General features: G+C 65.4%; 11 protein-coding genes. 2 read left to right on the forward strand and 9 right to left on the reverse strand.

All coding sequences use genetic code 11. From position 1 onward, the window contains the following. From AC1Q6V_RS03575 to AC1Q6V_RS03600, 6 genes are all read right to left on the reverse strand, one after another. The gene (locus tag AC1Q6V_RS03575; protein ID WP_454750203.1) at positions 1-1,884 is read right to left on the reverse strand and encodes a type II and III secretion system protein family protein; all 1,884 of its coding nucleotides are present in this window, start codon (positions 1,882-1,884) and stop codon (positions 1-3) included. A 66-nt stretch (positions 1,885-1,950) separates the two neighbouring features. Next, positions 1,951-2,790 (reverse strand): Flp pilus assembly protein CpaB, encoded by an 840-nt coding sequence (gene cpaB, locus AC1Q6V_RS03580; protein WP_454750204.1) that lies wholly within the window; start codon positions 2,788-2,790, stop codon positions 1,951-1,953. Between the two features lie 44 nt (positions 2,791-2,834). Next, positions 2,835-4,253, reverse strand: a complete 1,419-nt coding sequence (locus tag AC1Q6V_RS03585; RefSeq protein WP_439668612.1) for a DUF8689 domain-containing protein — start codon at positions 4,251-4,253, stop codon at positions 2,835-2,837. A 79-nt stretch (positions 4,254-4,332) separates the two neighbouring features. After that, the gene (locus AC1Q6V_RS03590) at positions 4,333-4,866 is read right to left on the reverse strand and encodes an A24 family peptidase (protein WP_454750205.1); all 534 of its coding nucleotides are present in this window, start codon (positions 4,864-4,866) and stop codon (positions 4,333-4,335) included. Positions 4,867-4,921: 55 nt separating this feature from the next. Further along, on the reverse strand, positions 4,922-5,095 hold the full coding sequence (locus AC1Q6V_RS03595; protein WP_454750206.1) for a Flp family type IVb pilin: 174 nt from the start codon (positions 5,093-5,095) through the stop codon (positions 4,922-4,924). 92 nt (positions 5,096-5,187) lie between these two features. Then, the gene (locus tag AC1Q6V_RS03600) at positions 5,188-5,370 is read right to left on the reverse strand and encodes a Flp family type IVb pilin (protein WP_454750207.1); all 183 of its coding nucleotides are present in this window, start codon (positions 5,368-5,370) and stop codon (positions 5,188-5,190) included. A gap of 1,132 nt (positions 5,371-6,502) precedes the next feature. Here AC1Q6V_RS03600 and AC1Q6V_RS03605 point away from each other — a divergent pair. Further along, positions 6,503-7,513, forward strand: a complete 1,011-nt coding sequence (locus AC1Q6V_RS03605) for a glycosyltransferase family 2 protein (protein ID WP_439668616.1) — start codon at positions 6,503-6,505, stop codon at positions 7,511-7,513. Positions 7,514-7,742: 229 nt separating this feature from the next. On the opposite strand, the gene AC1Q6V_RS03610 is transcribed toward AC1Q6V_RS03605, so the two are convergent. Next, positions 7,743-9,119: a sigma-54 dependent transcriptional regulator gene (locus AC1Q6V_RS03610; protein ID WP_454750208.1), complete on the reverse strand. Its 1,377-nt coding sequence runs from the start codon at positions 9,117-9,119 to the stop codon at positions 7,743-7,745. A gap of 1,293 nt (positions 9,120-10,412) precedes the next feature. After that, on the reverse strand, positions 10,413-11,387 hold the full coding sequence (locus AC1Q6V_RS03615) for a LysR substrate-binding domain-containing protein (protein ID WP_010813023.1): 975 nt from the start codon (positions 11,385-11,387) through the stop codon (positions 10,413-10,415). 81 nt (positions 11,388-11,468) lie between these two features. Here AC1Q6V_RS03615 and AC1Q6V_RS03620 point away from each other — a divergent pair, with 81 nt between their 5' ends. Then, on the forward strand, positions 11,469-12,737 hold the full coding sequence (locus tag AC1Q6V_RS03620; RefSeq protein ID WP_439668618.1) for an MFS transporter: 1,269 nt from the start codon (positions 11,469-11,471) through the stop codon (positions 12,735-12,737). An 85-nt stretch (positions 12,738-12,822) separates the two neighbouring features. Here the strand turns inward: AC1Q6V_RS03620 and AC1Q6V_RS03625 are convergent, their stop codons facing one another. Continuing rightward, complete coding sequence (locus tag AC1Q6V_RS03625) at positions 12,823-13,317, reverse strand: methyltransferase family protein (protein WP_439669008.1); 495 nt, start codon at positions 13,315-13,317, stop codon at positions 12,823-12,825. Positions 13,318-13,454: the final 137 nt, after the last annotated feature.

Genomic DNA, 13,454 nt, shown 5'->3' on the forward strand with positions numbered 1-13,454 from the left:
TCAGTTGCCGCCCGAGGCGGTGCGGCCGGCCGTGGCCGCGGCCCTGGCCTGGGCCAGGCGGGCGGCGGTGGCTTCGATGCGGGCGATGCGCGCTGTGGTGTCCTCGGCCGGCGGCGCGGCCGCCGTGTTGCGGGCGGGCGCCGGGGCTGGCAGGACAGGGCGCGTATTGGTAGCGGCAGCTGGTTCCCGGGCGGCCGGCACGGGCTCATCCAGCGGCTTGCCATTCGGCACGGCCGAGACCGAGGTGCCGGGCGCGCCTTCGCTGCGCGGTGCCGTGGGCGGGGCGACAGGTGCCGCAGCCGGTGCGGCGGGCTGCGACGGTGCCGGCGCGGGTTGTGGCGGACGCTTGCCGCTGCCCTCCATATTGCCCATGAAGTACAGCGACAGCGGGTTGGGTGTGGAGAAGCTGTCGGTCGGCAGCGGGTAGTTGCTGGTCTGCATCGGCTTGACCAGCCGCGGCGTGATGATGAACACCAGTTCGGTCAGGTCCTGCTGGTACTGCGTGCTGCGGAACAGCGTACCCAGCACCGGTACCTCGCCGGCACCCGGCACCGCCTTGAGCGAGCCGCGCGCGCTGTCCGTCAGCAGGCCGCCGATGGCAAAGCTCTCGCCATCGCGCATCTGCACGGTGGTGGAGGCGCGCCGCGTGGTGATCACCGGCAGCACGGTCTGGCCGGTCAGGCTGCTGCCGCGCACGGTGGCGCCGGTGGGCGACAGCTCCGACACTTCGGGCGACACCTTCAGGTGGATGCGGCCGTTGGCCAGCACGGTAGGCGTGAACTTCAGCCCCACGCCAAATTCTTCTTCCTGCAGCGTGATGGTCGCGTTGCCGCCGATCGCATTGCTCTGCGCCACCGGGATGTAGATCTTGCCGCCGGCGAGGAAGCTGGCCTCCTGGCCGCTGATCGTGACCAGGTTGGGCTCGGCCAGGATCTTGACCAGGCTGTCGTTCTTCTGCGCATCGAGGGCGATGTCGAATGGCCGGTTGTTGGCCTTGCTGGCGAAGATCGCAGTCGAGGCACCGGTCAGCAGCGACGTCACCAGCCCGCCGCTCCAGGAGCCAAAGCCGCCCTGCAGGTTCACCGTCGAGCCGAGCTGGTTCAGCAGTGTCTTGGAAACCTCAGCCACCTTGACTTCCAGCATCACTTGCTGCGGGCTGTCGACCGACAGCATATTGAGCACGCCGCCTTTTTTGTTGCCGTTCCCGTTTCCGTTCCCGTTCTTGCTGCCGTCGCCCTGCGCAGCGTTGGCATACGCCTGAGCGATGTCCATGGCCTGCTGCGCGGACTGCGCATTGGTGACGCTTCCGGTCAGCACCAGGTTGTCGGCGGCCGTCATCACGCGGATGCCGGGTTCGTCCGGTAGCAGTTGCCCGAGCGAAGTCTGCAGCCCGCCGGCATCGGCATTGACCACCACGTTGATGATGCTGCAGGAGCCGCTGCGGCCCTGCACGATCATGTTGGTGGTGCCCACGCTGCGACCCAGGACATAGAGCGTCTGCGGCGACACCATGGTGGCCTGAACCACGTTGGGGTTCCCCAGCGTGCGGTTGCGCACCGGCTCCTGCAGCGTGATCAGCTGCGACTTACCGACCGGCACCATCACGCTGGACTCGCTGCGGATCGCACCGGTGCAATTGGGACCGCGCGCCTCCGCGGGCGGCACGGGCGGGGCCGACGTGGCCGGAGCGGCCGCTCCGTGCGTCATGCTGATGGTCATTTGCGCCGGGCCCTGGGGTGCCTTGGCGGCAGCGGGCGCGGTCGCCCTGGTCAGGTTGCCGGCCTCGATGGCGGCCTGTGCCGCAGCAGCCAGCGGCGTGCAGAGGATGGCGGCCAGCACCAGGATGCGGGTGCCGCCTGCAGCTTCGGATCGTTTCTGGTTCATTTTGAATCTCCCCCCGGAGAGGCTGTGTTGCAGCTCAGAATTCGTTGGATGCCGTGTGGAACGTGGTCAGAAGCACTCGATGCCGCCCTGCATGCCTGCCAGCACGCCGATGCAATTGCCGGAGCGGACTGGCGCGGCAACGGTGCGGGTCTTCACCACGGTGCGCGTCGCCGTCTGGGTGACAACCTTGACGGGAGCTTCCGGCGCTTTGCCGAGCAGCGTGCCCTTGGTGGCGCCGCCGGTGTTGATGTCGGCCACGTCCATCTGGTTGCGCAGCACCAGCGACAGGGTGCCCACGCTGCGCGCCACGTCCAGCTTCTCGGCCTGTTCGGGCGTGACTTCCAGCGTCACCGCGTTGACCACCTTGGGCTGGGTGTCGTCACGACTGACCTGTTGCGCCACCGCCAGCACCAGGATCTTCTCGAGCACGATCTTCGAGATGCTGCTGTTCTGCGTGGTCTTCGCTTCTTCGTTGGTATTGACGATCACGTCGACGTGGTTGCCCGGCAGCGCAAAGCCGGCCACACCTACCACATCGTTGACGCGGACGGTGATGGCACGCTTACCGTCATTGATCACCGCCGAGAGGCCGCCCTTGGTGCCGACCGGTGCCAGCTTGGCGTCCAGGACAGGCTCGCCGCGCTGCAGGCTGGTGCGCACCACGCGGCCCTCAAGCACCTTGAGGTCTTCAAACGCACCCGGCGGCACGCTGCCCGCCGGCCAGCTGACCAGCCGCAACTGGCTGCCGTTGAGCGGCTGCCCGAGATTGAGGTCGTTGGCGGCAACCACCACCTGCCTGACCGAACTGGATGACTGCTGGACCAGCCATCGCGACGCCGACACCACCGCCGCCACGCCGGCGATCAGGGCAATCAGCAGCATCAGGATTGCACGTGTGTTTTTCATGATGACTCTCCCCCTACAGTTGTCCGATGATTCGGTGGTGCGGTTCAGCTTGCGGCGCGGTGGTCGTCCGACCATCGATGGGCGGCGCCAGGTGGCGGCATGGCGTCGGCCGAGGTACGCAGTCCGTAGTAGCTCTGCCAGGCAGCCACCAGGCCGGCCTCTGTGACCTGCGCGGCTTGCCCGTGGTAGCGCACGCCCGAATCCACCAGGCGCAGCAGGTCGCGCGGAATGCAGGCCAGCAGCGGCGTATCGCTGGCGTAGTGCAGGCTGTCCACCAGGAAGTCGAACATCGCATCCGTGCTGGCCAGCCCGAAGTTGGCGGCGGTGCGCTGGTAGACCTCGCGGTAGTCGTCCACGGACAGGGGGCCCACATAGAGCTTGCTGCCAAGCCGGCGCAGGAAGGCGTCGTCCTCGAGCGCCGACGGTTCGAGGTTGGTCGAGAACACCGGCCAGACATCAAACGGCACCGAGAAACGCACGCCCGTCTGCAGCGTGAACATGTCGATGCCGCGGTCCAGCGGCACGATCCAACGGTTCAGCAGGTCGGTGACGCCGACCATCTGCCGGCCCAGGTCATCGACGATATAGATGCCGTTGTTGGCCTTCATGTGCGGGGGCGCCTGGTAGAAGCCGGAGGTGCGGTCATAGCGCAGGTCCAGCATGGACAGAGTCAGCTCGCCGCCCGACAGTACCACCGGGCGATGGCACAGGACCCAGCGGCGGTCCAGCGAGCGGCGCGCCAGCGAGGCTTGGCTGTCGTCGAACGGCACGTGGACCAGCGGATCGAACACCTGGATGATCTCGCCGGCCACGGTGATCGCGTGCGGCACCGGTACTGCGCCGGGCAGCAGCGTGCCAAGTCGTTGTGCCAGGTAGGTCTTGCCGCTGCCGGCCGGGCCATAGATCATCAGCGCGCGGCAGGTGTTCAGCGCCATGCCGATCGCGTCGAGCAGGTGGACCGGGATCACCAGGTCATGGAAGGCTGCGGTGACGTCCGCCTTGGTCACCGAAGCATGATTGACCGAGTGGCGCTTGATGGCATCGAGGTACGCATCCAGCGTGACCGGCGCCGTACCGACATAGCTGCAGCGCGCCGATGCTTCCGCCGCGCGGGTATAGCCGGCATCAGTGAGCCGGAAGCGCACATCCAGGTCGCTGGCGCCGCGGTGCGCGATTTCAAGCAGGCGCTCGCGCACGGCCACCGCGGCAACTTCATTGACCACCAGGGCCGGCAGCTTGAGCGTGTCGGTCAGTACCGCCAGCGTGACGGTGCGGTGCTGGTAGGCGGCCTTCATCAGCAGCCCGAGCAACTGCGCGATCTCCAGGCCGGTGTCGGCGATGGTGCGCGGCAGGACGTGCCATGGCGGCAGCGGCAGCGTGCCATGTTCGGCATGGGCACTTCTGCTGGTCGCGACGGGCTCGAGGAGCCGCGGTGCGTGACCTGTGTCGTGATGCTCGTTCATTGCCGTCCCCTGTTTTCTGGTCAGTGTGTTCTCATTCCTGAAGGCGCCTGTGGCTGGCCGGCGCGTTGTGTCGCTCGTGTCATGTGCCGGCAAAGAGCATGGTCAGCGTCCCGGCGGCAATCGCTACGCCGTAGGGTATGGAGCCGGCGGAAGCCCCGGCTTGAGGTTGCACCGGCCGGGAACCAGGCACCAGGGTGGCGATCAGCATGTGGCCCACGCGGGTGAGGGTCGCGCGTCCTTGTCCTGTGGCGAGCAGCAGTACCAGTGCCCAGACCCCACCAATCACGCAGGTTGCCAACGCGATTTTCAGCACCATGCTTACGCCAAGCCAGGCGCCCACGGCTGCCATCAACTTGACGTCGCCGGCCGCCATGCCGCGCATTAGATAGAAGGGCAGAAACAGCACCAGGCCCACCGTCCAGCCACAGAGCCACGCCAGCGACCCGGCAGCGAGGCCGTGAATGGCTGCCAGCACGGGCAGTGCGGTGATCCAGGCGCCGAAGGTGAGCCAGTTGGGAATGCGGCGCCGGTCCAGGTCGATGGCCGCGGCTGTGAGCACGATGCCGATCGTGGCGGGGCCGACGAGGGGGGCGAGGGCAGTGGCGGCTTGCATGGCGATATGGGCTGGTAGCTCGGGTGGTGTTCAGGGAGTTCGTTGGTCGCATGCGTCAAGGCATCCTGGCGGCGATCAACTGGTACGTCGATTTCAAGGTATCGCTGAGCGTGATGGCGGAGCCGATGATGGCCATCGCAATCAACATGCCGAGCAATGCGTATTCGATGGAGGAGACGCCATTGTCTTCGTGCAACAGGTCCCTAATGCGGGTGAGGAACTTCTGCATTTGGCGTCTCCGGTGATACATCGTGGGGTGTTGGGCGCAGTGCCGACTGCATGGCGGCCCGGCAGAGGCCCGCCATGCGCTTGCACCCGCTACTAGTTGGCGGCTGTCAGAGCCGTGCCAATCGCGGTAAACGTAGCGTCCAATTGCGTACCGACGATTTGGACCGACCCGATGATGACAACTGCAATGAGCGCGGCAATGAGGCCATATTCAATGGCGGTCACACCGTCTTCATCACGGATGAATTGCTTGAGCATGGTGGTCAGATTTTGCATGACTAACTCCTTTGGTTTTGGGAACAAGCACTGCAGGACTACGGAACTACGGAATTACGGATCAGGCAACACCGGCACCGGATATCAATGCCGGGAAACGCGGCAGCAGGGCGGTGCGCAGATCGCGCATGCGTGGAACGGCCAGCGGCCGGGTCCGCCGCGCGAACCCTGTGGGCTGCGCGCCTGCAACCGGCGTTCCGCAGAGGCGTGCATGCATCGCGCCGCATGTTGTGCATGCCCCATGCGGGCCATGCGGCGAAACGGTGCGCTGGGGCCAATGCGGGCAGTGCCAGCGTGGCAAGCGTTCCGGTGCGGCAGCGCGGGTTGGCGGACGGCAGGCATGGTGAAGCTCCCCGTATCGTTCTTAGTGCCGGCCAGTTGCGCCGGCATCGCGGCAATTCGATCCTGATGGCGTTGCTGCGTTGCCAGGACATAGGCAATCCACGGGCCAGCCCATGCGAAACCGTTCTGCCATAAGGCTTTCCGGAAAGCGGGGCGTGCCCGGATCCGGTCCTGTCGTCCCTGAAGCGGTGTTTTGGCCGCTCTTCGTTGCCGGCTGGAAACGCGCGCCGCACAAGGCAATGTGGATGGGGCGACCAATGGATGAGGGCGCGTTGCAACGCCGCGCGCACGGTTGGTCAGGACGAGGCTTTCCCTTCAGCCAAAAGCATGATGTGGCGCGAACGGATGCGTGCCGCGCATACCGCAGACGAAGGAGGCGATTGCAGCCTGCGGCGGCTGGTCTCAACATGTGGCCGTCTGATGGACGAGGGCGCTGCCTGTCGGGCCAGCGTTTCTGGAACGAAACGTCGATCGGTTCCCTTGACCCTCCGCCGGAGCCCGGAATGGCGGAGGGATTCGCTGCAATCCTTGTGTATTTGTGGCTCGTCGACCGGTGGAGCCGCGTGATTCAGAGCAGAAACATCGCAAATCGTGCCGATGATTCACGGCGGTCGTGCCTGTGCGGAAGATGCTCGCCGTCTTGCGTTCTGCTGGATGGCGCGATAACACTGAGCGAGGAGAGCATGAGTCCGTGCCGCGCCGCTGTGCCGGGCTTTCCCGCTGATGACAATTTTCGGCGCGTGGATCGAAGCCAGGCTTCTTGCTGTGCGTGCCGGGGAGGAAGCAGAGTATGTCTGACAATGAAGCCAGGCTGCTGTCCCTGGTGGTGCCGTGCTACAACGATGGGGCAGCGATGCCTGCATTCTTTGCGCGCGTGCTGCCGATTCTGGAGTTGCTTCCCGCCATGCAGTGCGAGATCGTTTGCGTCAACGACGGCAGCTCGGACGACACGCTGGCCAAGCTTGTCGATGCGGCGCGCTGCGACGCCAGGATACGGGTGCTGGACCTGACACGCAGCTTTGGCAGAGAAGCGGCGCTGACCGCCGGCATCGATGAGGCAATTGGTGACGCGGTGATTCCGATCGATGTCGGCCTTCAGGATCCGCCTGAGCTTATTCCGACGTTGGTTCGTCGGTGGCGCCAAGGCGCGGAGGTTGTACTTGCCCAATGCGAGGGGGGCGGAAACGGCTCGGTCTTGAAGCGACTGGGCCGGATCGCCCGCTACCGGTTGCAGGATTATGTATCGGCTCAGAAGAGCCCCAGGAGCGTCGGCGAATTTCTATTGCTGGACCGTGCCGTGGTCAATGCGCTGAAGCAGCTTCCGGAGCGGCACCGTTTCATGAAGGGTCTGCTTGCATGGGTCGGCTTCAACACGGTGACCGTGCAGTATGAACAGCCTTTCGGCAACGCGGGCCGGACTGGACGTCCAGACTGGGGGCCAAGGGTTCGAGCGCTCGAGGGTGTTGCCGGGTTCAGCGCAGTGCCGCTGCGCAGCTGGACATACCTGGGTATTTGCAGCGCCGTGCTTGCAGGCTGCTACGGCATATACATCGTTGCCAGCAACCTCATATCTGGCGTGGACATGCCGGGCTATGCGCCGGTGCTCACGCTGATGCTGTTCGTCGGCGGATTGCAGCTAATCGGCCTGGGGATAATGGGTGAATATGTTGCTCGCATCTACGATGAATCGAAGGGGCGCCCGATTTACCTGGTCAAGCGACGCTATCAGGCGCGTCGCCCACAAGAGCGCGCGGGGCGGGAGGCCAGAGTCATCTCCCTGGTCGCGAACAAGCAAGACTAAGTGATGCCATTCGGCCAGGGGTGGTGCGGCTTGCAGGCCCGTTCCAAGGGGCGTCGCCACTGACGCGGCCGTAACCGGCGGTCACATGGACGTGAACGCCGGCCTTACCATCTGTCCGTCTGATCGCGCGCACAGATGGCGCCAGACTGCCGGGCAGTGGCGGCGCGTGGATACGCCTGTCGTGGTGCTGCGTGAGCCCGAGAGTTTGCCGCAAGCTGACATGCCGCTGCTAACCCTGCACGCAGATCAACCCCAGGTCCCCCTTCTTCACCTGCAGCTTGTAATCCCGCATCAACCTGAACAGCGTCACCCGCGAAATCCCCAGCTCTGCCGCCACGTCAATCAGCCGTTCATGATGCCGCTGCAGCGCCTCGACGATCGCGGTCTGCTCGGCCGCTTCGCGGATGGCCGCGAGCGTGAGCGGGCGGTCGTCGGCGGGGGTGGCCAGCTCCAGGTCGTCGGGCTGGATCACGCCGTCTTCGCACATGGCGGCGGCGTGGCGGATGCGGTTGATCAGCTCGCGCACGTTGCCGGGCCAGTTGTGCTGCTGGATCGCGCGCAGCGCCATCGGCGAAAAGCCGCGGATGCGTGCCGGCGACTGCTTGCGCACGTTGTCCAGCACGTGTTCGGCGATCAGCAGGATGTCGCTGCCGCGTTCGCGCAGCGGTGGCTGGCGCACGCGCAGCACGCACAGCCGGTGGTAGAGGTCGCCGCGGAAGCGTTCGGCGGAGATCGCGGCTTCCAGGTCGACATGGGTGGCGGAGATGATGCGCACATCGACCTCCACCGATTCCGTGCCGCCCAGCCGCTCGATGCGGCCGGTTTCCAGGAAGCGCAGCAGGCTGGTCTGGCTTTCGATCGGCATGTCGCCGATTTCATCCAGGAACAGGGTGCCGCCCTGTGCCATCTCGATGCGGCCGGGCTTGCGCTTGGTCGCGCCGGTGAAGGCGCCGCGCTCATAGCCGAACAGCTCTGACATCAGCAGCGTGGGCGGGATCGCCGCGCAGTTGACCGCGACGAAGGGGCGCGAGGCCCGCTCCGAAGCGCGGTGGATGGCATGAGCGGCCAGTTCCTTGCCGGTGCCGGACTCGCCGGAGATCAGCACGGGTGTGTCCCAGCGCGACACCTTCTCGATACCGCGGAAGAGCGATTGCATGGCCGGGCAGCTGCCGATCATGCCGTCCGGGCGTGCGGTGCCGGGGCGGGCATGCTGCGCGCCCGGGCGCAGTTGCGCCATGCCGAGCGCGTGGCCGAGCGATTCCGCCAGGCGAGGGTGCTGGACCGGTGCGGTGTAATAGTCGACGAAGTACAGGCCCAGCAGCCGGCGCGCGGATTCGGTCAGGGACTCCTGGCCGGCGATGATGCCGATCCAGCCGATATGCGGCAGCGAGAGCCAGGGCTCGAACGATTCCAGGTCGGCATCGCTGAAGCCGCCTTGCAGGTCGAGCATCGCCGCAAGCGGCTGGTTGCCCGGGGGTAGCGCGTGGAGGTCTTGCAGGTTGGAGGCGAAGCTGATCTTCCAGCCACGCTGTGCGAGCAACCTGCAGAGCATGGCGTCGTGGTGCTGCGACAGGTACAGCAGCGGGCGGTTGGTGTACGCGCTCATAAATTTCCCCGGATCTTTTGCTTTTACAAAGCCGGTGGCCTGCTGTTGCGGGTCACTGGTTTCGTTGGCTCTAAGGCTTGCGCCTGCCGCAACATGTCAATGCCACGGCCTGGCGCTCTCCCAAAATTGCTGCCCGCGGCGCTGCGTTGCGCGGGCCGGTGGGCCCGTTTTCGCCGCCGCCGCGACCTCACCTCCCTGGCATCGGTCGCGGCGGCTGCCGCTTCGCATCGCCTGCATGGCAGGCTGTTGCTTCACCCCGTTTCTTGTCCGGATGCGCCGGCTCGGCCGATGCGTCCGCTTGTTGTCTGCGTGCCGCCCCGTTCAGCCGTGGCGTGCCGCATAGTCCAGGTACCACGGGCCGCTTTTCGTCCGCTTGCGGCCCGTGTTCCTGAACGACCTCCGCTAATCTTGTCGACGACCCCTGCACCTGGCCAGCCGATGCGGACCAGTTCCTGCCGCGTGGCCCACGCTTACAGCGCCAGTCCGAATCCCGCCCTGGGATGCGGGGTCGTCCTGAAACTGATCTTCGGCGAACGCGTGCCAGTGTGTTGCCGCTTCGGTTTCAGACGTCCCCCTGTTCCGGGCTTCTGTTCGCGCGGACATATGTGCGACGAACGTGCCAGATATGGCTAATCCTTTGATAACAAAAGGAAAAGGAAATTTTCGGCTGACCTTGGGCAATTGCTGGCGATCAATAACGTTCCGCTTCTGATACATCTGGCGGGATTTCTATATTGCAGCGCAGCATTCGGCGAGCGGGTAATTAGGCGCATGGATCACAGTGCGTGGCAAGCGAGTGTCGACAAACCTACTTTTCACCGGCAATGCCCATCCGAAGGAGGGAGAGCAAAATTTCAAACGGACAGGCGTCAGGGCTCGAATGCAGCACGCGAGTGAAGCTGCCAGGTAGTTTCATTTCCGTTACAACGTTTTGAACTCTGTACCTCGGTAGCCACCCCGGCGTGCCGCGGTTGTCTTCAGCCTTTTGGCGCCGCGCACGCGGTTGCGGGCGCGGTTGGGTGGACGGAATCGACGCGTTGACAAGCGTTTGCACGATGCGGCGCCGGGCGGGCCCGGCCGTATCTCATCTCTTTGGATGGGGCGGGTAGATTTTTCACGGACGCTGGCACGGTGTGCGATCTGGTTGCATTGGTGAAACTCGGACCGCTCTGGCAACGCCGCGGCACCGCGTACGGCAGGCCATCGCAGGGCTTGCGGCACCCGCCAAGCCCTTGATTTCACTGGTCTAGACGAAAATGATTCGTATTGCCAACATCTGCGCCTCAAACAATTTCATGCATGAAACCGCTTGGCGGGCGTGCTGCCGTCGGCGCCAGGGTGGACGTGGCCGGCTTCCTGCCGGACCTGTTCCTCCAGCCAGGCATGGAACTGCTGGATGGCCTTCTCGCGCGGATTGCCTTCGCGCCAGGTGACCCAGTAATGGAGGCTGGACGGGATGCGGGTGGGCCCGATCTGCACCAGTTCGCCGCTGGCCAGGTAATCGTGCGCCAGCTGGGCGCGCGCAGTGGCTACGCCGAGCCCGGCGACGGCCGATTGCAGCATCAGGCCGGCATCCTGGAAGATCGGGCCGCGTTCGGGCTCGTCGCCTGGCAGGCCGGCGGCTTCGAGCCAGTCGCGCCACGGGCGCAACGCAAAGCGCAGCATCGGCATGCGCGGCACGTCGGCCAGCGTGAAGCCGGGGTAGCGCGCCAGCAGCGCCGGGCTGGCCACCGCGATCACATGGTCCTCGATCAGGTTGTGGCATTCAAAACCGGGCAGGTCGATGCGCTGGTGCCAGATGCCGACATCGACGCTGTACGGGTCGGGCGGCGTGATCTCCGCATGCAGCCGCAGGTGCAGGTCCAGCGACGGCACCTGGGCGTGCAGGCTGGGCAGGCGCCGGATCAGCCAGGCATTGGCCAGGTCGGCCATCACGCTGACCTGCAGCCGTGTTACCGGCGGCGCGGCGCTGTTGCCGGCCTCGCGCAGCGCGCTTTCGATACTGTCGAGCGCGCCGCGCACCTGTTCCGCCAGCCGCGCGCCCACGCTGGTGGGGGTCATCTGGCTGCCGGTGCGCTGGAACAGCTTGGTGCCCAGGCTGGTCTCGAGCGCGCGGATATGGTGGCTGATGGCGCTGTGCGTCAGGGCCAGTTCCTCGGCCGCGCGCGAGAAGCTGCGGTGGCGCGTGGCGGCTTCGAGCGCACGCAGCGCTTGCAGCGGCGGCAGGTGGACGGGGCGTTGGGCGGGTTTGGCGGGGGATTTGGCCATGGCCGTCAAATTCTACTCACAATTGCCGCGGGTATCTTTCGTTGGCTTTGGTTTGCCGGAAGAACGACAATTCGGGCCATCATGACGACTACGACTTCAAACTTGTCTTCCGCGCCCTCGCAAGCGCGATTTGCCCCTGGTGCTGCTGCCGGCGCCCGCTGGCGCGTGCTGGCGGTATTCTCGCTGGGCTTCCTGGTGTCCTATCTGTTCCGCGGCGTCAACCTGGGCTTTGCGCCGAACCTGACGCGCGAGCTCGGGCTCAATGCCGGCGACCTGGGCCTGCTCACCAGCTTCTACTTCCTCGGCTTCGCCTGCGCCCAGTTGCCCGCGGGAATCCTGCTGGACCGCTACGGCCCGCGCCGCACCGAGGCCGTGATGCTGCTGGTGGCGGTGGCCGGTTCGATGGTGTTCGCGCTGGCGCCCGGCATGGGCGGGCTGGCCGCCGGCCGGCTGCTGATCGGGGTAGGCGTGTCGGTGTGCCTGGGCGCCACCATCCAGGCGCTGTCGATGTGGTTCCCGCTGTCGCGCATGCCCTTGCTCAACGGCGTGGTGATGGCCATCGGCGGCCTGGGCGCGGTGCTGGTCGGCGCGCCGCTGTCGTGGCTGCTGTCATTGACTGACTGGCGCACGGTCAGCATGGGGCTGACCTGCATATCGCTGGCGATGGCGGTGCTGCTGTGGTTCGGCGTGCCGGACAAGCCGCGCGCCGGCAAGGAAAGCCTGCGCGAACAGCTGCGCGGCACGCGCCAGATCCTGGCCAGCGAACGTTTCTGGCGCGTGGTGCCGCTGACACTGCTCAACCAGGGCGTGTTCATGGCGGTGCAGACGCTATGGGTGGGTGCGTTCCTGCGCGACGTGCCCGGCTTCGATCCAGCCAGCAGCGCACAACTGGTCTCGGTGATCGGCTTCGCGATGATGGCCGGCTGCGTCGGCGCGGGCTGGGCCGCGCGCCACCTGGAGCGTATCGGCGTAAGCCTGTATGCCTTTGCCGGCACTGGCATGACCGCCTTTATCGTGGTCCAGCTGCTGCTGATGGCGCAGGTCCCGCTGCCGCCGGTGCTGCTGTGGGTGGCTTATGGCGTGTTCGGCTCCAGCGGCATCCTGACCTATGCGGTGCTGGCGCGTAGTTTCCCGGATGCGCTGATCGGAAGGGCGACCACGGCACTGACGCTGACCGTGTTCCTGTCGACCTTTGCCTGCCAGGTGGGTGTGGGGCTGGTGTTGGATCTGTGGCCCGCCACGGCCGGACACTATCCTAAGGCTGCACACCTGACGGCGTGGGGCGGACTGGTGGCGCTGCAAATATCTGCGGCCGTGTGGTACCTGATGGGTGCGCGCCGCCCTCGCTGACGATGACTGACCCGACCTGAATCCCCTTCGCGTCGTCGCCCGCGGTTGGCGGCCTACCCCAATCCCAAGGAAGGGTTCGGCACGCTCAGTACACGCCTGGCAACGCGCGGAATCGCACTTTCTCGCGATACCGACAGTATTCGGGGTCGTCGGACAGCAGCTTTTCTTCGCGATTTATCCGCACAGCCTGCAGCGCGTACAACCCGGCATAGACAAGCAAGTTTTGCAGCCCAAAGTTTGTGAGCACGAAGCCGACGTCAGCGATGAGGTAGCCAAGGTAGATCGGATGTCGCACGAATCGGTAAGCCCCGCTCGACACGATTCCGCGATTGGCAGGCAGTATCCCGAACGAGAAACGGAGCGAGATCTTTGCATAGATTTGCCAGGTGATCCCTATGACCTGCAGGCCCGCGCCAAGTATTTCCGGTACCAGGCGCTCTCCTGGCGCCAGCTGAATTGCAAGGAAATAGTATGAAGCGCCTAACGAGCAGATGATTGTGACCGGATTCCAGTCTCGTCTCTTCGGAACCCGGACAAATAGAGACAGGCCAAGGGTCAGGCAATTTGCCAACACGAGCATCAGCAAGGTAATTCGCGTTGGGTCAGCGAGCCAGTGCCGAATAGCAGCGTACGCGAATCCTGCAAGCAGTGCGGCGGTGGCACTTCTGAGACTAGCCTCCAAGAGGAATTCTCGAAGGTCTGTTCTGGGCGCAGGGC

This window comes from Cupriavidus sp. GW823-FHT07B10, from assembly GCF_058794355.1.